The 19,911-nt window shown below is 45.0% G+C and carries 23 protein-coding genes; 9 read left to right on the plus strand and 14 right to left on the minus strand.

Features of this window, described 5'->3' with window-relative positions:
- Nucleotides 1-274: 274 nt before the first annotated feature.
- The 5 genes from IE103_RS17660 to IE103_RS17680 all read right to left on the minus strand — a co-directional run bounded on the left by IE103_RS17660 (nt 275) and on the right by IE103_RS17680 (nt 3,046).
- Complete coding sequence (locus tag IE103_RS17660) at nt 275-577, minus strand: hypothetical protein (protein WP_189347683.1); 303 nt, start codon at nt 575-577, stop codon at nt 275-277.
- A 226-nt stretch (nt 578-803) separates the two neighbouring features.
- A complete protein-coding gene (lipA, locus tag IE103_RS17665) occupies nt 804-1,790 on the minus strand; it encodes a lipoyl synthase (RefSeq protein ID WP_189347685.1) in 987 nt (328 codons plus the stop codon).
- Between the two features lie 19 nt (nt 1,791-1,809).
- Nucleotides 1,810-2,466 (minus strand): lipoyl(octanoyl) transferase LipB, encoded by a 657-nt coding sequence (lipB, locus tag IE103_RS17670; RefSeq protein ID WP_189347687.1) that lies wholly within the window; start codon nt 2,464-2,466, stop codon nt 1,810-1,812.
- Nucleotides 2,463-2,690, minus strand: a complete 228-nt coding sequence (locus IE103_RS17675) for a hypothetical protein (RefSeq protein WP_189347689.1) — start codon at nt 2,688-2,690, stop codon at nt 2,463-2,465. Before IE103_RS17675 ends, lipB begins: the two co-directional genes overlap by 4 nt.
- A gap of 80 nt (nt 2,691-2,770) precedes the next feature.
- A complete protein-coding gene (locus IE103_RS17680; RefSeq protein WP_189347691.1) occupies nt 2,771-3,046 on the minus strand; it encodes an HP0495 family protein in 276 nt (91 codons plus the stop codon).
- A gap of 350 nt (nt 3,047-3,396) precedes the next feature.
- Between IE103_RS17680 and IE103_RS17685 the strand changes: the two genes are divergently transcribed.
- The 4 genes from IE103_RS17685 (at nt 3,397) to IE103_RS17700 (ending at nt 6,386) form a co-directional block, all read left to right on the plus strand.
- Nucleotides 3,397-4,389, plus strand: coding sequence for a DUF2157 domain-containing protein (locus IE103_RS17685; RefSeq protein WP_189347693.1), 993 nt, complete (start codon nt 3,397-3,399; stop codon nt 4,387-4,389).
- A complete protein-coding gene (locus IE103_RS17690; RefSeq protein ID WP_189347695.1) occupies nt 4,386-5,504 on the plus strand; it encodes a DUF4401 domain-containing protein in 1,119 nt (372 codons plus the stop codon). The genes IE103_RS17685 and IE103_RS17690 overlap by 4 nt, the downstream gene beginning before the upstream one ends.
- The gene (locus tag IE103_RS17695; protein ID WP_189347696.1) at nt 5,491-6,048 is read left to right on the plus strand and encodes a GDYXXLXY domain-containing protein; all 558 of its coding nucleotides are present in this window, start codon (nt 5,491-5,493) and stop codon (nt 6,046-6,048) included. Before IE103_RS17690 ends, IE103_RS17695 begins: the two co-directional genes overlap by 14 nt.
- A gap of 89 nt (nt 6,049-6,137) precedes the next feature.
- Nucleotides 6,138-6,386: a hypothetical protein gene (locus IE103_RS17700; RefSeq protein ID WP_189347698.1), complete on the plus strand. Its 249-nt coding sequence runs from the start codon at nt 6,138-6,140 to the stop codon at nt 6,384-6,386.
- Between the two features lie 90 nt (nt 6,387-6,476).
- On the opposite strand, the gene IE103_RS17705 is transcribed toward IE103_RS17700, so the two are convergent.
- From IE103_RS17705 to IE103_RS17715, 3 genes are all read right to left on the minus strand, one after another.
- Entirely contained in the window at nt 6,477-7,646 is a 1,170-nt protein-coding gene (locus tag IE103_RS17705; protein WP_189347700.1) for a D-alanyl-D-alanine carboxypeptidase family protein, read from the minus strand.
- Between the two features lie 73 nt (nt 7,647-7,719).
- Nucleotides 7,720-8,352, minus strand: a complete 633-nt coding sequence (locus IE103_RS17710) for an alpha/beta hydrolase (RefSeq protein ID WP_189347702.1) — start codon at nt 8,350-8,352, stop codon at nt 7,720-7,722.
- 6 nt (nt 8,353-8,358) lie between these two features.
- Nucleotides 8,359-8,676: a (2Fe-2S) ferredoxin domain-containing protein gene (locus IE103_RS17715; RefSeq protein ID WP_189347703.1), complete on the minus strand. Its 318-nt coding sequence runs from the start codon at nt 8,674-8,676 to the stop codon at nt 8,359-8,361.
- Between the two features lie 184 nt (nt 8,677-8,860).
- On the opposite strand from IE103_RS17715, the gene IE103_RS17720 reads away from it, so the two are divergent.
- Nucleotides 8,861-9,193, plus strand: a complete 333-nt coding sequence (locus IE103_RS17720; protein ID WP_189347705.1) for a hypothetical protein — start codon at nt 8,861-8,863, stop codon at nt 9,191-9,193.
- 28 nt (nt 9,194-9,221) lie between these two features.
- Here the strand turns inward: IE103_RS17720 and IE103_RS17725 are convergent, their stop codons facing one another.
- From IE103_RS17725 to IE103_RS17750, 6 genes are all read right to left on the minus strand, one after another.
- On the minus strand, nt 9,222-10,355 hold the full coding sequence (locus IE103_RS17725) for a VanZ family protein (protein ID WP_189347707.1): 1,134 nt from the start codon (nt 10,353-10,355) through the stop codon (nt 9,222-9,224).
- A 72-nt stretch (nt 10,356-10,427) separates the two neighbouring features.
- Entirely contained in the window at nt 10,428-11,057 is a 630-nt protein-coding gene (locus IE103_RS17730; RefSeq protein WP_189347709.1) for an ABC-type transport auxiliary lipoprotein family protein, read from the minus strand.
- Between the two features lie 55 nt (nt 11,058-11,112).
- Nucleotides 11,113-12,045 (minus strand): MlaD family protein, encoded by a 933-nt coding sequence (locus IE103_RS17735; RefSeq protein ID WP_189347711.1) that lies wholly within the window; start codon nt 12,043-12,045, stop codon nt 11,113-11,115.
- A complete protein-coding gene (locus tag IE103_RS17740; protein WP_229827342.1) occupies nt 12,035-12,874 on the minus strand; it encodes an ABC transporter ATP-binding protein in 840 nt (279 codons plus the stop codon). The genes IE103_RS17735 and IE103_RS17740 overlap by 11 nt, the downstream gene beginning before the upstream one ends.
- A gap of 4 nt (nt 12,875-12,878) precedes the next feature.
- Nucleotides 12,879-14,003, minus strand: coding sequence for an MlaE family ABC transporter permease (locus IE103_RS17745; protein ID WP_189347715.1), 1,125 nt, complete (start codon nt 14,001-14,003; stop codon nt 12,879-12,881).
- Nucleotides 14,004-14,144: 141 nt separating this feature from the next.
- Nucleotides 14,145-15,971, minus strand: coding sequence for a phosphoethanolamine transferase (locus IE103_RS17750; RefSeq protein ID WP_189347717.1), 1,827 nt, complete (start codon nt 15,969-15,971; stop codon nt 14,145-14,147).
- Between the two features lie 466 nt (nt 15,972-16,437).
- Here IE103_RS17750 and rpsL point away from each other — a divergent pair, with 466 nt between their 5' ends.
- The 4 genes from rpsL to IE103_RS17770 form a co-directional block, all read left to right on the plus strand.
- Complete coding sequence (gene rpsL / locus IE103_RS17755; RefSeq protein ID WP_186917398.1) at nt 16,438-16,821, plus strand: 30S ribosomal protein S12; 384 nt, start codon at nt 16,438-16,440, stop codon at nt 16,819-16,821.
- A 177-nt stretch (nt 16,822-16,998) separates the two neighbouring features.
- Nucleotides 16,999-17,469 carry a 30S ribosomal protein S7 gene (gene rpsG / locus IE103_RS17760; RefSeq protein ID WP_186921430.1) on the plus strand — a complete coding sequence of 157 codons (471 nt, stop codon included), beginning with the start codon at nt 16,999-17,001 and terminating at the stop codon, nt 17,467-17,469.
- 129 nt (nt 17,470-17,598) lie between these two features.
- Nucleotides 17,599-19,704 carry an elongation factor G gene (gene fusA, locus IE103_RS17765; RefSeq protein ID WP_189347718.1) on the plus strand — a complete coding sequence of 702 codons (2,106 nt, stop codon included), beginning with the start codon at nt 17,599-17,601 and terminating at the stop codon, nt 19,702-19,704.
- Between the two features lie 84 nt (nt 19,705-19,788).
- Nucleotides 19,789-19,911: GTP-binding protein (locus tag IE103_RS17770; RefSeq protein ID WP_229827326.1), on the plus strand; the 123-nt coding region annotated here is incomplete at its 3' end.

Here is a 19,911-nt window from a genome sequence, read left to right on the forward strand (position 1 = left end):
TGCCAAATATTTTTTGAATGCATATTGCTAGAGCAGATTTCGTGCCTACTCCATGATGATTTTTTGCGCCTGAATTATAGGAAGCTTGTGAGCCGTCGTGCGGTGTCGACTGTGAACGATGTATAAATCGAGAAAAGTTTTTTAAGTTACGCCGATTTTTTTACATGTAAATGTTTTGCCGTATATGCAAACACATTGCTGTACTTTTGTTTTCGCTTAGTTTTAGTCTGGTAAAGAGACGCAAATCATCAACTTCAAAACTTGAAATTACGTTTTAGCCTTTTAATGAGATCGGGCGATACTTACTTTGAATATCGTCAGCGCGACGTCCGGCAGAACGTCGACGACCTTGCATTTTTCGGGTGTTGAGAAAAGTCGCTTGTTGTTTTTCACGCCGCTCTTGGGCGCGTCGATCTGCTTGTTGACGACGCTCTTCGATGACCTCAAGCCCAGCGTTGCTTGGTGTGGAGTTATTGATCCCGTTATTAACTGCGTTGGTACGTGCAAGCTCGTGCCGGTAGAGTTCGGCAGACGGCTGTTGATAATCAAAGATACGAGTGAGTTGGAGCGGAAACATGATAGGCGTTAGTAAAAAGAACAGCACCTCGCAGTATCGGCAGTCTTCCGACAAACTTTAGAAATATCCTTAATAAACAATAACTTGCATTTTGGAAATGGATTGCACTAATGGATTGAGCTAACAATTGATACGCATGTTAGGCATAAAAAAACGGCATAGCTTGTGTCAGCTATGCCGTTGGAATTTACAAAAACTATCTTAGTAATGATGATTGCTTCACTGCTTATTTCACATCAGTTCCTACGCCATGTGCTTGTTGATCAGCGTGGTAAGACGATCTCACCATAGCGCCAACTGCCGCGTGCGCGAAGCCCATTTTATAAGCTTCTTCTTCGAACATTTTGAACACATCTGGATGAACATAACGACGCACTGGCAAGTGGTGACCGCTTGGTGCGAGATATTGACCGATCGTTAGCATGTCGACATTGTGGGCGCGCATATCGCGCATTACTTGCAGAATTTCTTCGTCCGTTTCACCCAAGCCAACCATGATGCCTGATTTGGTCGGTACATTTGGATGCTGCTCTTTGAAACGCTTGAGTAAGTTCAATGAGTATTCATAATCAGAACCCGGACGTGCTTCTTTGTATAAACGTGGTGCCGTCTCTAAATTATGGTTCATCACATCTGGTGGTGCCATGTTCAAGATTTCTAATGCACGATCCATACGACCACGGAAGTCGGGTGTCAGAATTTCGATGCGCGTCATTGGTGATAGTTCGCGGATTTTAGTGATGCATTCGGCAAAATGCGCGGCGCCGCCATCGCGTAAATCATCGCGATCAACGGAAGTGATGACCACATAGCTTAAGCGTAATTCAGCAATAGTTTTTGCCAGATTGAGCGGCTCATTGACATCGAGTGGATCAGGACGACCATGACCGACGTCGCAGAATGGGCAGCGGCGTGTGCACTTGTCACCCATGATCATGAAAGTCGCAGTGCCTTTGCCGAAACATTCACCGATATTCGGACAAGTTGCTTCTTCGCAAACGGTGACTAATTTATTTGCGCGCAGAATATCTTTGATTTCATAGAAGCGTGTGGTTGGAGAACCCGCTTTAACACGTATCCAATCAGGCTTAGGCAAACGTTCTGCCGGAACGATTTTGATAGGAATACGGGAAGTTTTACTCGCACCCTTTTGTTTTTCAGTTGGGTCGTAGTTGCTGTTATCTTCTGCGAGAGGCGTATTTTCGGTAATCATAGCTGAGTTCTAAGCCCAATTAAGCGGCGGTCAATAAATATTGTAAGCGTGTTGCTAAAGCAGTTTGTACTTGCGCAAGCGGTACTTGTACTTGCAGGGTTTGCATATCGACGGTGGCAAGACCCGCGTAGCCACAAGGATTAATCCAAGAAAATGGCTGTAGATCCATCGCGACATTTAAAGAAACACCATGATAAGTACAACCATTGGCGCGCACTTTTAAGCCTAGCGCGGCAATTTTGGCTCCTTGCCATTGTCCTTCTTTGAGGTAAATTCCAGGCGCGCCAGCAATCCGTTCACCGGCGATATTATACGCCTCCAAGGTATCGATTACCGCCTGTTCAATCTGATGTACAAATTCGCGAGCAAATAAACGGCCTTTTGTGTGGCGTCGCTTGAGATCGATCAAGAGATAAATCACCACTTGACCGGGCCCATGAAAAGTCACCTCACCGCCACGATCTGTTTGAATCACCGGAATATCATGCGGCGCAAGTACATGGGATTGATCCGCACCCAAACCTAAGGTGAAAACAGGAGGGTGTTCAACAATCCATAATTCATCAGGCGTTTCTGCGGTGCGAGCATCAGTGAAAGCGCGCATGGCAGCAAAGCTGTCTTGGTAATTCTCTTGCCCGCGATGTCGAATCAAGATGGTTTGTGTGTCGGCTGTCATGCTTGCTCCAACAAACGTTTGACGGTGACACGTTGTATGAAAAATTGACCATTGACCACTTTGCGAAACGGTATGCCATCCAATACAAAGCCGGGGCCGCCATTGGCGATCCAAGTTTGTGCTAGGCGATCAAATGCGACCAGATCTAAACCAAGCATGGGCGCAGAAATGACAAAGCGCGCGCCTGCTTGTTGTTTGTCGACGATGGTTTTTAAATCTGGCATAGTGAATTTAGGATCGCAGGGGAGCGTATTGTCCCCGCGCGGTGTTCGAAAGAGAAACTGTCCAGCGATTATTTCAGTGTTTATAGAACCATTTTTACCATAGGATGCGACGATAAATCGCGATACAAATTATCGAGTTGCTCGCGATGAACGGCACGTACCGTTACTGTCAACGCTAAGTAATTGCCTTTGCTCGATGGGCGCATCTCTAATTTTCCTGCATGAAAAGTCGGATCGTGAATCATCACCACTTCAACGATGGTTTGAGCAAATGACTCTTGCATGACGCCCATGACTTTGATCGGGAAGTCACAAGGATATTCGATAAGACTGTCTTCAGGTTTGATTTCGCGCATGATAAAACTTCTTTAAAAGGCAAGCTGAGTGAGTGAATTGCAGGTGGTCTCTTGAAAAAACGCTAAATTTAAGAGGATTTAAGTTGATGACTTCTACCTGTTTCTCGTGCCTAAATGGGGACTTTTCCGCCAAAAGCAATAGTTTGAACCCCTATCCTCCAGACTGCAAGCCTTGTTTTGCATGTGAGATGTAAAAGACTTATGACTTTGAATGTGAATAGCACCACTAGTTTAGTTGCGGCTTGCGCACCTTTGGGCCGCAAAACTTGCCACTTTGTCGTTTCTACTCGACTAGTACGATGTTTAGGGTGTTACTATTGTTGCATTGTTTTTTGTGAGAGGGAGGCAGGATGGAACAGCCAACGCAGATATTTGAATGGATTGCGCAAGGCCGAGTAAAGCATGGCAGTGAATTTCAGGCACTCGAATTAGCTGGAATACATCCCAAAGCTAGCCAGTGGCATAGGTTTATTGAACAGATGTTGCTATGGTGTGGCGTGATTTCATTGGGCGCATCGTTGATTTTCTTTTTAGCTTATAACTGGCAATCGATGGGGCGATTTGCAAAATTCGCTTTAGCCGAAGTGGCTGTGCTTGGCGCCATGTTGGCGTGCTGGAAACTGGGTTTGGAGAGTACGGCTGGCAAAGCGAGTTTATTTATCGCTAGTTTGTTCACTGGCGGATTGCTGGCGTTAGTCGGACAGACTTATCAAACTGGCGCTGATACCTATGAATTGTTCCGAGCGTGGGCCATCGCTACCTTGGTATGGGTGCTGTTAGCGCGATTAAGTGCGCTGCATTTGTTTTGGCTGGGCTTGGTGAATTTGAGTGCGCTTCTGTATTTTCAAACTTTTGGTGGCTTTTTTGGTTTGCTATTTAGTTCAAGCAGTCAGTTATGGACATTATTCATACTCAACGCGATCGCCTTGATAGCTTGGGAAACGCTACGTTGGCGTGGTGTTTTGCATTTACAGGAGCGCTGGTCAGCTAGAGTCTTGGCGACCGTAGTTGGTGTGTTAGTAACGATGTTGGTGCTAGACGCGATTTTTAGTCACGACGATGGTTATCGTTTACTGGCAAATTTATCGAATGTTCTTGCAATAGCGACTTATGCAGTTTGGGCTTGGCTAACTATGTGGGTCTATCGCAGAAAAGTGAAAGACTTGTTTGTGCTAGCAGGTTGGGTTTTGAGCTTAATTATTACGACTAATGCTTTCTTGACGCGATTAGTCGTCAATCATATGGAATCGGTAGGCTTTTTAATGGTGAGTCTGATGATCATCGGTTCATCTGCTTTGGGCGGTATGTGGTTGAAGAAGGTGATGAAGGAGATGCAAGCATGAATACCCCACAACCCGCCTCTATCACGTCCGCAACAGTCTGGCAACGCCTATTGGAAGCGAAATTGGTCGAGGGCGAAATGCCTGTAATTGATCAGACACAGAGTCTTACTCAACCTTGGTATATTCGCGTCATGCTTGGTTTCTCTGGTTGGCTTGGCGCTCTGTTTTTGATGGGCTTTGTCGGCATTTTTATGGGACTCGCTGGTGATCACGGGATCGTGACTGTTTGTATCGGTGCTGGCCTATGTACGCTTGCTTACACCTTATTTCGCGTACCGAAAAATACAGATTTCTTGTTGCAGTTTGCGCTGGCTGTGAGTCTTGCTGGACAAGGATTTTTTGTATTTGGTTTGTTTCAATTGTTTCGTAACGATGGTGCCGAAGTTTATCTGGTGATATTGCTGTTTGAAGTCGTTTTGACTGTTTATGTTTCGAACTGGATTCATCGTTTCTTAACAAGTTTGGGTGCAGTGTTCGCGGCTTATTTCTTTTTCCAACAATCCGCAATTTTCGGTCTCATGCATGGCTTGGTGGCATTGGCTGTTTGCGGCTTGTGGTGGTCGCCCTCGCTATTGCGTCGATCTGAATTGTTACGCCCAGTCGCCTATGCCTTAGCCTTTGCTTTGTTGTGTACTGAAGGAGGGCGGTTTGTCACGCGAATTTTGTTTGATGCTAATCATGGTTGGTGGTTATTGCATGGCTGGCGCGTCGGCACCACGCTCGCCAATCTAGCCCTCATCATCTCGACAGTGATGGTGTTGCGACGGCTAAAGTTCGCGTTGAATTCTTTGCCTGCGATACTGGGATTGTCGGCTGCGGTGTTGTTTAGTGGATTCTCGTATGTCGCACCAGGATTAAGTAGTGCGCTGTTATTGATTTTAATTGCGTATAGTTTTTCTGATCGCGTTTTGCTTGGAACAGGTCTGCTCGGTTTGCTGAGTTTTGTCTCGTATTATTACTATCAACTGCAGCATAGCTTGCTCTATAAATCGATCGTGTTGTTCAGCCTGGGCTTGTTGCTGTTGGCAGCGCGCTTGTTATTGTGTCGCCTTTTTCCAGAATCCAGTTTGGCGGATACGCATAATCAGAAGGAGTCTGCACATGATTCAATTTAAGCTCAGAAGCAAAGCCAGAGTGTGGTTGGCAGTGTTGGCCGGTATCTTGGTTTTGATTGCAGTGAATGTATCGATCTATCAACGTGAACAATTGCTTCAGCATGGTCGTTTTGTTTTGCTCGAATTAGCACCGGTGGATCCACGCTCCTTGATGCAAGGCGATTACATGGCATTACGTTTTGAAGTTGCGAACCAAGCTTTTCCCAATTTTGCGTGGAGGCGGGCTGGCAATCATGAAAACCTGAGTACGATGGCGTCGGACGGTGCGATTGTGGTGCGCTTAGATCAACACCAGGTAGGACACTTTCAACGCATCGCGAAGCCACAAGAAACATTGGCAGCGAATGAGGTCTTAATGCGTTATCGGATTCGGAATGATCAAGTGAAATTTGCCACCAATGCTTTTTTCTTTGAGGAAGGACAAGCGCAGCTTTACGAAAAAGCACGTTATGGAGGATTTCGTGTAGCAGCGAATGGCGATATGTTATTGCACTCCATGCATGCGGCTGATTACACGCTGTTGAAAAAGCAAGCGGATGAATAAATAAATCGACAATTCAGGCTGAAAAAAGGAAAGCGAAACGCACGCGCAAATTCTTGTATGATGGCGTAGATTTTATTTGAGGAAAATTTATGCCTAAGAATTTGCAAAGACAATGGTGGTTTATGTTTCCCATCACATTTATCTCCGGTTATGCGGCGTATTTATTGGTGAGCGCGGCAGGAATTGGTGGCTTGGAAACCTTGGCGCAGATGTTGGTGTTTGCATTGTGTTTCGCCGCGCTGCGTACGGGTTTGCAGTTTATTTCGTGGCTTGGGATTGTGGCATTTATGCCGAAGCTGGCGAAGTCCGTTTTAGATCAAGAGACGGCTTCAAAGTGAACATCAGGTGACCACGAGGTAAGTAAAAAAAAGCCCGCGATGACCGACTGTTATGTCGTGTTATCGCGGGCTTTGATTTTTTCTTTTGAATTATTTGAATAAGAGACGGATTGAATCCCAAGCTCGACCAAAAATGCTGGCTTGCGGAACGTCTTCCAAGGCTAACACCGGAAACTCGGCAACGGCTTTTCCATCCAACATCATCTTCATCGTACCGATTCTGCTATTGGCAGCGATTGGCGCTACTAGTGGATCTTTGCGCTCAAGTGCGGGTTTTAATCGTGCGGCACTACCTTTTGGTAAAGTAACGTAGAGGTCTTGTCTAAAACCGACTTTGATTTTGCCTTGACTGCCTTTCCATACGTCTAACGTTTCGATGGCTTGCGCTTTATCGTAGAGTTTGACCGTGTCAAAGTTGAGGTATCCCCAGTTCAATAGTTTTAAACTTTCTTGTGCGCGAATTTGATCGCTCTTCGTTCCCGTTACGATAGAAATTAAGCGACGTTGACCGTTACCGTTTGGACGGTTCGCTGACGAAATCAAGCAATAACCTGCGGCTTCAGTATGACCTGTTTTCATACCATCAACCGTTGGGTCTAACCACAGTAAACGGTTGCGATTTGCTTGCGTAATTTTGTTATAGGTGTAGCTCTTGGTTGAATAATATGTTTTGTAGTATTCAGGATGATCAGCGATTAAACGTGATGCCAAGATCGCTAAATCATATGCCGTTGAAAAATTATCTGGGCTAGGCAATCCATGTGAATTGGCATAACGCGTAGCTTTCATTCCAAGACGCGCAGCTTCACGATTCATCTGGACGACAAATGCTTCCTCACTACCAGCAACGGCTTCTGCTAAGGCAACCGAGGCATCATTCCCTGATTGCACAATCAAGCCAAACAATAAGTCATTGATGCTCACAGGTGTCGCTGGATCAATAAACATTTTCGAACTGCTTGCATCGACTTTCCACGCACGTGTCGAGACAGTGATCTGTTGATTAATATCTAAGCGCTTTTCTTTGAGTGCGTTAAATACTAAATACGCAGTCATGATCTTGGTCAACGAAGCCGGTTCAATTTGCAGAGTGGCATTATCAGAATTGATCACTTGATTGCTGGTGGCATCTAATAGTACCCAAGATTTTGCGTCAATCAAGGGCTTTGGCAGCGTTTGGGCTTGAGCCACAGATATGCTGCTGAGCGTCACGGCTAAAAAAGCTAGTGATGAAAGTAAAGAAGACAAAGTTTTTTTCATTGGAAATCAAATAAGGTAAAAAGAAAAATCGAAGTTGGAAAATTGCGAATTAAAAATCGTGAAAACCATGAATTTAAGTCCACAAGTCACTAATAATTTTTTTTATGTGCGGTAGCCGACGATGAAAAAAGTGATCCGCACCAGGAATCACAATCACCGGAATATCTTGCGGTCGTAACCAGTCAAATACGGCTTGTAAAGGAATCGTATCGTCAAGTTCACCATGAATCAAAATGGTATCGCTAGGAATGTCTGGCATTGCCCATTTACCTGCTGCCGCACCGACTAAAACTAGCCTTTGCACCGCAACACCGGTCGCACTTAAGCGTTGATGTAAACGTGATTGCACAAAGGTGCCAAAAGAGAATCCACTTAACACCAAGGGCAAATCTGGGTAGCGTTGTCGCATATGTTGCAATAGCGTTTCCATATCGTCAGTCTCACCTATGCCAGCATCATGTACACCTTCAGATTGACCAACACCACGGAAATTCATGCGCACGGTGACGTAACCAAGTGAGACAAAAGTACGCGCCAAGGTTTGTGCAACCTTGTTTTCCATGGTGCCACCAAACAAGGGGTGCGGATGGGCTACCAATGCAAGGCCGGTCGGCTTGGGAAATAACTCAGGATCAGGATGATTTACCGCGCATTGCAGTTGCCCAGCATTACCCGGTATCAGAAATTGTTCGGTATGAATATTCATCGCGTTTTATACTTTGAGACGTTCGACTACGCCACCACCGACCAGATCGACATCGATAATTTCGTCAATATCACTTTGGTCTACATAGGTGTACCAAGTGCCTTGTGGATAGACCACTAGTACTGGGCCTTGTTCACAACGATCTAGGCAGCCCGCTTTATTAATACGAATCTTGCCTTCGCCATTCATATCAAGTTGCTTGATGCGACGTTTGGCGTGTTCTTGCGCTGCTTGTGCGCCACTTTTGGCGCAGCATTGACGGCCATCATCACGGTCGTTTAAGCAAAAGAAAACGTGTTTTTTAAAATAGAGATTGTCAGACATGTGTTTTTTCAATTAGGCGAATTTAGCTCTGGTAGAGCCAATTTCGCACGATAGACGAATAGAAGGCGCTATGATACATCGAATTGAAATCACGAATGCGTTGATCACTGTACTTAATAGAGAGGCCGGTGCTCGCTTAGTGAAGTATTTTTATTGATGATTATTCTTTATTGGAGAGCCGCAGATGTTGAATCTAGATTGTCAAATTAATTTGTCTGCCAAGATGATTCCAAACGGTATTAGAGGATCTGAATGGAAACTGAACTGGCTTCTGTTATCGATATTTGTCGTCGTGTTGTGCAGTGGATGCGGCAAATCAGCGAAATCGGCGGCGGCGGTAGAGTCATCCGCGACGACCGCAAGTGCTGCCTCTGCGAGCGCAGTGGAGGAGCCTGCTTTTAAGATTGCTGAAGAACAGCGCAAGGCGTTAGAACAGGCTAAACAATTTGAGCAAGATTTGCAGAACGCTGCTGATAAGCAAAGACGTGAAATTGAGGCTGCAACAAACGGAAATTGAAATGAATAATGTGAAATGTAATTGAGACCTAGGCCGACTTCTGCAAAATCTGTTGCGTCGCTTTTTGATGTTTAAGTAAATACCAAATCGCAATAAATGGCCAAGTCACAGATAAAAACTGTGCTGCACCGTAAAAATTCAACATTTTTCCTTGCACCATGGTTTGTAAGGTATTGAGGAAGTAAGGATTACTAGGAATTAAATTTACCATCAATAAGCTAATCAGCAATAACAGCACTGCCAGTCGGCGTTGTGCGTGGCTTGGGGAAAAAGAAAATCCATACAACATAATGGTGCTGATTAAGATCCCTCCTTTGGCTCCGGGTGCTAACCATAAGAAGGCATTTTCAGGTTGAAACATTAAGGCGCTCGATAAGGCTTTCACTGCTAAACCTGCGATTAATAGTAAGCAAGCCAAAGCGAACTTTGGTGCGTTTCGATTCAACAAAGACAAGCAAATTAAGATCGCGCCCGTACAGGCGCAAGCGGTAATGATGGTTTCTGAAAGCAGATAGGTTTCTGGGCTTAGCTCGATACCGTGCCTGAGGTAAGCGCTGAGATCAATGCTGACATCTAAATATTCTTCGCACCATAATGAAATAATTGGCAAAATTTGCCCGTGACCAAATAAAAACGCTTGCGGAAAAATTTGCGCCAATGGCCATAATCCTAGTACCACTAATTCGGGTGAGGATTCACGTTGTAACCAAAGCGTGCGCAAAGATTGTAGGCGACCACTTTCTAAGATATTCGGTAACAATAATACGCCGCACAAAGCACCGATAAACCCACCGGCGGCATTGGTAATGAGATCGAGCAGCGAGGTGACGCGATTCGGTAAAAAATACTGAATGCTCTCCATCAGTAAACTCATACTCGCAACGGCAACACAAGCGAGCAAAAACGACCAACGTAATTTGATCAAAGGATAGATGGAAAAAACTAACAGCACACCAAACGGGATATAGCCGATGACATTGACGATCGCATCAAACTTCGACCAATAACGTGGCCACTGCGAAATCTGTGCTGAGAAAGCGGCTAGATTTTCGAATTGCCAATCAGAGAATGGATACAAACTCGCGTACACGATCAATACAGCGTAGGCCACTAAACTGGCGCGCGAAAGAGGTGATGCTGTTTGATTGTGTTTGGATGTCATGCGCTTACTAAACAATGCTTAGGTCTCGAATTGATGATTTACTGAGAACGAGGAATATAGAACCAAGCTTACTCATTTCACTTGAGTCTGTAACCATGCAATAAGTTCCGTAATTGTGCGATCGCTTGCTTGAGGCATCGCCTTTGCACCACCTTTTGCGTCAGCGCTATCGCATGTTGTTTGTGCCTGAAAAATTTTTTGCGCGATTAATTGATTTTGCTTGATCAAGCTGGCGCGCCAGCGCAGTTGCACTTGGCTTTGTTGTGGACTGTTAAAGTGCTGCGAGAATTCCTCAAGCTCAATTCGAAGGATAGGCAAATTCTTAACACCGTCAATGCTAGTGAGCACTGCGCCCCCTTGTTGATTAATATGTGTTTTGATTCTTTGCTTGAGTAACTGTGCTGGGGGCATGCTCCAACGACTTTGCGCATAAGGTCGCAATTCTTGCTTATTCTCATAGAGTAGTCGATACAGCATGGATGTGCCTTCTAAGCTATTTGGCACCTGAATTTCTGCCAATAAAATGGCGAGTTTTGGATTGCTCGTCGCGTTGAATGTTTGTTGGCTGTCTTCGGTTTGACTAACGCCAAAATCAAATTGCTGGTGCATGGTGGGACTGGCACAGGCGAATAACAAACTTGTTAAGATGACGAATAAGCTAGAGCGTAGCAGCCAGACGCGGGCAAAGTAGGTCGTGTTCATAAGAGTTTATTGGTCTTAAAAATACAGGAATGGAAGTTAGCGTAGTGATCGCTGTTTAATTGTTTTTGAAGCCGGTTTCGCCAGGTCCTGGAGGGATGGGTTTCGGCCCAAATAACAGACTTTGTGGGCGTTCATTAAAATTCTCGGTGCTTCGATTGATGCTGCGCAAAGTACCCCCTGCGTCGAGAATCACATTGTGCATTGCTGGCAAAGTTTCGAATTGCAGGCTTTGACTGATTTGTTCCAGATTTTTACTTAAACGACCAATGCTGCTTTGCTCGCTTTGTAGGTTGCTTAGCACTTGATTTAGATTGCTACTGGTGTTCTTTGCATTATCAGAGAATTGTTTAAACGCCAGAGCGCTTTCGCGTGCTTGCGCGATCGTTTGCGGTAAATTATTTAATACGGGGTCAAGTTTTGCGGGTAAGGCTTCCCATGCAGCAGCGGTTTTGCCGATTTGTTTGACTGTATTTGTGAGCGATGCGCGATTCTCTTGATCTAACAAGGCATTTAGTCGCTTACTAAGTTCTTCGGTTTGGTTCAAGATGGCGATCCCATGTTTTTCAACTTCTTGCAATAAGCCTGGACGCAGAGGAATTCTTGCGCCCAATTTTGGGTCACGCACAATAGCTGCAGGTTGACTACCATCATCGTCTAGTTCGATAAATGCGATCCCCGTTACGCCTTGATATCCTAGTGTTGCATAAGTCGATTGCGTGATCGGTGTGTCCGACACAATATCTAGACTAAGAAGCAATTGACCGGGTACTTTACTATCAAAATCTATGTCAGTCACTTTGCCCACTTTAATACCTTTATAGCGGACTGCTGCTTGAATGTTTAATCCAGATACTTTGAGTGAGGTCGCAATGGTGTACGGCGTGCGTTGAATTTCATCTTTGCCCAGCCATAGCGCTAGTGCGCCAGCGAGGATTGCTAGGCCAATCGCAAATACGCCAGCGATCAATGCATGTGATTTACTTTCCATAATGTGCTCCTGCTACTGTTTTTGCGTCGACATTCGTTGGTGCTAAAACTTCCATTGCGCGGATACCACGTCCACCACGGAAGTAAGTCTGAATAAATGGATGTTGAACCTGTATTACTTCGTGGGCATTGCCAACCGCAATCATTTTTTTGTCGGCAATCACGCCGATGCGGGATGACAGCGCGAATAAAGTATCAAGATCATGCGTCACCATCACGACGGTGAGTTTAAGTGATTGATGCAGTGATTGAATCAAATTGACGAAGCTATCTGAGCTATCAGGATCTAAGCCCGCGGTTGGCTCATCAAGAAATAATAATTCTGGATCAAGCGCGATGGCACGCGCCAAAGCGATTCGTTTAATCATGCCACCCGATAAATCAGACGGCATTTTTTTCGCATGTTCAAAACCGATGCCGGACATATGTAACTTGAGATAGGCAATATCCATGATCAGCGATTCCGGCAGGCTATTGAGTTCGCGCAGGGGTTGCGCAACATTCTCAATTACATTCAAGGCGGAATATAAAGCGCCGTGCTGAAATAGCATGCCCGAGCGGCGATGCAAATGTTCTAAATGTGGTTGCTTAGGCGCATGGATATCGTCACCAAAAACTTTGATAAGACCACTTTTGGGTGTTTCTAGTCCTAGTATCTGTCGCATCAAAACTGTCTTACCCGAGCCAGATCCACCCACGATGGAAAAAATTTCGCCACGTTGAATTTCTAAGTTCAGGTCATCATGGATCACTGTACGCCCAAATTGTGTACGTAGGTGCGCAATTTGTATGACAGACTCAGCGAGTGAAGAAGTCGTTTGATTTTCCATACACTTAATAAGCGACATTGCGGAACAGCACCGCAAAAAAAGCATCCGCAATAATCACGGAAGTAATCGACACAACGACTGAACTAGTGGTGCCTTGACCTAGGCTTTCTGTGTTGGGCTTGATTCTGAGTCCATAGTGGCAAGCAATAATCGCGATCAGCATTCCAAAAACTACGCCTTTGCCGAGCCCGATCCAATAGTTGCCCAGACTTACCACATCAGGAAGTTTGTGCAAGAAAAATCCCGGTGACATATCGAGGATAAATTGTGCTGAAATTGCGCCGCCGATCAAGGCCATTACGTCCGTCCAAATCACGATCAAGGGCATGGTGATGGCGAGCGCGACGACTTTGGGCATAATCAGACGGAATCCAATCGGAATCCCCATAACCCGCATCGCATCGAGTTCTTCGGTGACTTTCATGACGCCCAATTGCGCTGTGATCGCCGAGCCTGAGCGGCCAGCAATTAAGATCGCCGCTAGCATGGGCCCGAGTTCGCGAATAATGCTGATCCCAAGTAAATTGACGATGAACAGATCGCCACCGTAGTTACGCAATTGTTGCCCAGATAAATACGACAGTACGACACCAATTAGTAATCCGACCAAAGCGGTAATGGCCAATGCCTGAAACCCAGTACGGTAAATATTGGCAGAAATTTCTTTCCATGGACCTCGTGTTGGATGACGTAGAAAACGTCCTAGGTCGAGTACTAATTGTCCGAGTAATTCGATGATTCCAATGACATGTAGTGCAAAGTTTAATGATAGACGCCCTAGTCGCCCGAATGGCGGCACGATGGGTTTGGGTGGGGTGATCAGTGGAATGGTTTGTACTTCGGCTAAGCGATTGAACAAGGTTTGATGATGTTCGTTGACGAGTAGATTTTGGGGAAAACGCTTGCCCCAACTCAGCCATAATAATTGCGCCCCAATATGATCAAGCGCACTGAGTTGGCGTAAATCCCAAATTAGTTCAGGTCTGTTTTGTGTTGCTAACAGGCTGGCATTGATTGTTTGCATTAAGCCTGGTTCAACTAACAAATCCGTGAGCCAAGCACCTTGAATTTGAACAGTCGCCTGTTCATTTTCGATAAGCTGTAAGGAAGGAGTAGTATCGCGGCGCATGGTAGCAGTGTAAGTCACAATATAAAGCTGAGCAATTTATAAAAGGCTTGATCTAGTGAATATCGTTTGTTTTATTGAATGCTTGGTTTTGAACGCCGCATTGAATTCTTCATATAGTCCTTAACTGAATCCTTCCTTACTCTATTTCTCTTGTTTTAAAGGCTGTTTATTATCAATGACCTCGCGACAATCACCTTTTAAATAAGCGTCATCGTAGTGCGTCCAACCGTAGCTATCGACATAGCGGGTATGGTAAGTCCATAGTGGACTAAATACGCTGCGTTCTAATTTCTCATCAGGATAGCGAATGTCGACCATATCAACGATGGAGTGAAACACATTTTCTGTGCTCAATTTGGCATGCTGATGGGCTTTTAGATGTTGAATTTTGTTTGGATGTTGTGCCGCATATTGGTCGGAATACCAAACAAATGCAGGTATATGAAACTCATACTGCGTGTTATGTCCATGAAAAGCGAGGTTGCAACTACCGTCATATAAAGTTTGCCCGTGATCGGAGATATACCACAACGCAGTCATGTGCGGGATTGCTTTTAGTTGAGCTATCATGCGAGACAAAATCCAATCGTTATATAAGATCGAGTTGTCATAGCTATTATTTAAAGCTTCTTTGTTTTTTAAGTTGGTATAGGCGGGCTTTGCAATGCCGAATAAAGAAGGTTTCCACTTATCAAAATTTTGTGGGTAACGATGGCTGTAGTTCCAATGATTGCCTAGACTATGAATCACGATTAATTTGTTTGGCGCACTATCTTGCAACGCTGTTTGCATGGGGGCTAGCAGAACTTCATCGTAGCTAGAATTGTTGGTAAAACCACCAAGATTCAGGAATTGTGTGACGTCAGCCTCTTTGGCGATCACGGAAGTGGGAGTATCGAATTGGCCAAAGCTCATTTGATTAGAAATCCAAAATGTTTTAAAGCCTGCTTCTTTGTAGGCGCTTAAAAATGATTTCTCGGTGAACCCGGGCTTCAAACTTTGCGTGGCAGGTTTGCGCGTAGTAATAATTGGTACGGAAAGGCGCGTGGCAGCAACGGCAGTAATTATGTCGCTAAAGCTGACGAGATTATTTTCTTGGTCGAGGTTTGGTGTAGTTAATCGCTCGTAGCCATTTAGGCTCCAGCGATCAAAACGCGAGGATTCGCCGATGACGACGACGATAGTTTGTTGAAAATCATTGCCTGCCGCTTGGCGCGCGTGAAAACGGAACTGGCGACTTTTTTCATTTAAGCTAGTTAGATAGCGTCGCTCTTGATAGAAATCGCCAAGCCGCGCCCAAATTCCCAGTGGCCAGCTGCGAGAGAAGCTTTCTAGGTCATAGGCACTCTCTAGCCAATTTGGCAAAGCTGGTTGCTGATCTAAGTAGGTTTGTAATTCTTCCCAAGAACGCAGTTGCCAAAATTTTCTCTCAGAAACCTGGGATTGCGAAACGTCTTTTTCTGAAGCACTAGCGACCCCTACCCGAGCGCCATAACTCCATGCGATAAAAAGGCAGCTTATTGTCGCGATACAAAACCAGCGAGACGGATGCTGCCAATCGAGTTCTTTGGTTTTTCTTGCTGAAATAAGTAGTGACCACCACCAAGCTATCGTTATGGCAATGACTAATAGTAAGAGCCAAACTTTATTGCCGAGAAACTCTATCGCCTCCTTCGGACTGGTTTCAGTAATGATGCCTAAATGATGCGTAGAGATTCCTTGTCCGAAATAAATGCGCAAGTAAATTTCTATTGGAATGCCGAGAAAGGCAGGGATCAAAAGATAGTGAAACCAGCGCGGGCTTTTGAAAACGCTCCACAAAATTAACCAAGCGACAAGCTCATAACTTAGTAAGCGCATCGAATGTTCGACGCCTTTACCTAGAAAATAACTTAAAAACGGCAGGCAACTAATTAAAAAGTAACTGAATAATAAATAGACTTTTGATGAGGCTAGGAATTTTGGCATTGCAAACTTGTAAAGTTAAGTCAAGCGGACTCTTGAATCGTATTCAGAGACTTTTGAATCTCGGTGTTGGGCGACGCTGAAAATATGCGCGATCAATTACTCAAGAAAAATTATTTTGTCATTTTAGCCTTGAATTTGTTTGCCTCAGACTTTTATGTCCGCTTGCTTTAGGTAAAGAAGTGGAAGCGGAAAATATTTCGATCTCTAGACTCACCAGTAATGGATTCGAGGAGGCGCGCTAAGTTCTTGTTTCCATTGTTTTTCCTTGACTTTGCTTGAAATAAAGGTGTACACTCGCGAGTTCTCGATTTTATATGGTTTATTCTTACGCACTGCCAATTTGTGGGTGAGCATGAATGGTCGAGGGCTCGTAAGCCTTGTTTGCGAGTGAATATATAGATTTTAAGTGCCCAGGCAACCGTTTCTGGGCGTGTGTTTAACGTTGTATTTTGTTGGATTAAAAACGATGCCAACCATCAATCAACTGATTCGCCAACCACGCGTTTCCGCAGTGGTTAAGAGCAAATCTCCGGCGCTGGAAAACAGCCCGCAAAAACGTGGCGTATGTACCCGCGTTTATACGACAACTCCAAAAAAGCCTAACTCGGCTTTGCGTAAAGTTGCCAAAGTACGCTTGACCAACGGTTTCGAAGTTATTTCGTATATCGGCGGTGAAGGCCATAACTTGCAAGAACACAGCGTAGTTTTGATTCGCGGTGGTCGTGTAAAGGATTTGCCGGGTGTGCGTTATCACATGGTTCGCGGTGCTTTGGATACTCAAGGCGTTAAAGACCGTAAGCAAGCTCGTTCCAAATATGGTTCTAAGCGCGCTAAAGCTGTTAAGAAGTAATCTTTTGGTTTGTTAAGAGATTCTTGTAATTAGCTTGTAAATTTAACTCAGTAAAATCTCCGTAATTCGGAAAGGTGTCGGTCTCGAATGAGCCGAGTAAGTGGTGGCTATGATGGCTTACCGCGAGCGCTGATAAATTGTTATTAGCCGCTCAACTGAAGATTGAAAGGAATTGAAATGCCACGTCGTCGTGAAGTCCCGAAACGGGATATTTTGCCGGATCCAAAGTTCGGTAATGTAGAAGTATCTAAGTTTGTTAACGTGTTGATGTTGTCTGGCAAGAAGTCTGTTGCTGAAGGCATTATCTATGGCGCGTTTGATCATATCCAATCAAAATCTGGTAAAGATCCATTGGAAGTGTTCGCAACTGCGATTAACAATGCAAAGCCATTGGTTGAAGTTAAATCCCGCCGCGTTGGTGGTGCTAACTATCAAGTTCCAGTTGAAGTTCGTCCAGTTCGTCGTTTGGCTTTGTCTATGCGTTGGTTGCGTGAAGCGGCAAATAAGCGTAGCGAAAAATCCATGCCACAACGTTTGGCTGGTGAATTGTTGGAAGCCGCTGAAGGTCGCGGCGGTGCAATGAAGAAACGTGATGAAGTGCATCGTATGGCAGAAGCCAACAAAGCCTTCTCTCACTTCCGCTTCTAAGAGTAATTGTGAGAAACCATTGTATGTGCAATTTGCAATGGTTCTGGTAAGTATTTTGAATCAGACCGGGCGTGATTTTTTGAAGAAAATTGCGCTCGGTTTTGTCCATTAAAAGATTTAGGATTAGCTATGGCCCGTAAGACCCCCATTGAGCGCTACCGCAATATCGGTATTTCTGCTCACATTGATGCAGGTAAAACGACAACGACAGAGCGTGTATTGTTTTACACAGGTGTAAATCACAAAATTGGTGAAGTTCATGATGGTGCTGCGACCATGGACTGGATGGAGCAAGAGCAGGAGCGCGGTATTACTATTACTTCCGCTGCGACAACTTGCCACTGGAAAGGTATGGCGAATAACTTCCCAGAGCACCGTATTAACATCATCGATACGCCAGGTCACGTTGACTTCACTATTGAGGTTGAGCGTTCTATGCGTGTGTTGGACGGCGCTTGCATGGTTTACTGTGCAGTTGGCGGCGTTCAGCCACAATCTGAAACAGTTTGGCGTCAAGCTAATAAGTACAAAGTCCCACGTTTGGCATTCGTCAATAAGATGGATCGTACTGGCGCGAACTTCTTCAAAGTATACGATCAAATGCGTGCACGTTTGAAGGCGAATCCAATCGCGATCCAAATTCCAATTGGTGCGGAAGATAACTTCCAAGGCGTGGTTGACTTGGTCAAAATGAAAGCAATCATCTGGGATGATGCTAGTCAAGGTATGAAATTTGACTACCGTGATATTCCAGCGGAATTGGCTGATCAAGCTGCTGAATGGCGCGAAAAAATGGTTGAAGCAGCTGCTGAAGCTAGTGAAGAATTGATGAATAAATACCTCGAAGAAGGTGATTTGTCTGAAGAAGAAATCAAGAAAGCATTGCGTCAACGTACGATCGCTTCTGAGATCGTTCCAATGATGTGCGGTACTGCGTTTAAAAACAAAGGCGTGCAAGCGATGTTGGACGCGGTTATCGAATACTTGCCATCTCCAGTGGATATTCCACCAGTAGCTGGTACGGATGAAGATGATCAGCCTACAACACGTAAAGCAGCTGACGATGAAAAATTCGCAGCTTTGGCGTTCAAGATCATGACGGATCCGTTCGTTGGTCAATTGATTTTCTTCCGCGTTTACTCCGGTACGATCAATTCTGGCGACACAGTGTACAACCCGATCAAAGGCAAAAAAGAACGCCTTGGCCGTATTTTGCAAATGCATGCTAACCAACGTGAAGAAATCAAGGAAGTTCGCGCTGGTGACATCGCCGCGGCAGTTGGTTTGAAAGATGCGACAACAGGTGAAACATTGTGTGATCCAGCGTCTATCATCACTTTGGAAAAAATGGTTTTCCCTGAGCCAGTTATTCAACAGGCTGTTGAGCCAAAAACAAAAGCTGACCAAGAAAAAATGGGCTTGGCTTTGAACCGTTTGGCGCAAGAAGATCCATCTTTCCGCGTGAAAACTGACGAAGAATCTGGTCAGACTATCATCGGTGGTATGGGTGAGTTGCACTTGGAAATTATCGTTGACCGTATGAAGCGTGAATTCAACGTGGAAGCAACTGTTGGTAAGCCACAAGTTGCGTACCGCGAAACAATTCGCAAAACATGTGAAGAGATCGAAGGTAAGTTCGTTAAGCAATCTGGTGGTCGTGGTCAATACGGTCACGTTGTATTGAAAATTGAACCGCAAGAGCCAGGTAAGGGCTTTGAATTCGTTGACGCGATCAAAGGTGGTACAGTTCCACGCGAATATATCCCTGCGGTTGAAAAAGGTGTTATCGAAACATTGAACTCTGGTGTGTTGGCTGGTTACCCAGTCGTTGACGTTAAAGTCACTTTGTTCTTCGGTTCTTACCATGACGTTGACTCCAACGAAAACGCCTTCCGTATGGCAGCTTCGATGGCGTTCAAAGATGGTTGCCGTAAAGCGAGCCCAGTTATCCTGGAGCCAATGATGGCAGTTGAAGTTGAAACGCCAGAAGATTACGCTGGTACAGTGATGGGTGACTTGTCTTCACGTCGTGGTATGGTTCAAGGTATGGATGAAATACCAGGTGGTGGCGGTAAGATCATTAAAGCAGAAGTGCCGTTGTCTGAAATGTTCGGTTACTCGACTTCGTTGCGTTCTGCAACACAAGGTCGTGCAACTTACACAATGGAATTTAAGCACTACTCCGAAGCGCCGAAGAATGTTATCGACGCAATTGTTTCTGCAAAAGCTAAGTAATTTAAATCGGAAATCCTGCCTTGTTTATGTTGAGTGAGCAAGGTAGGTAATTAATCTAATCGTTCTTTTTGAAGGAAGAATAAAATGGCAAAAGGTAAGTTCGAACGCACCAAGCCGCACGTTAACGTCGGTACAATTGGTCACGTGGATCACGGTAAAACGACATTGACAGCAGCGATTGCGACAGTATTGTCTGCAAAATTCGGC

Source organism: Affinundibacterium macrobrachii (assembly GCF_014652415.1).
Classification (GTDB): Bacteria; Pseudomonadota; Gammaproteobacteria; order Burkholderiales; family Burkholderiaceae_D; genus Undibacterium; species Undibacterium macrobrachii.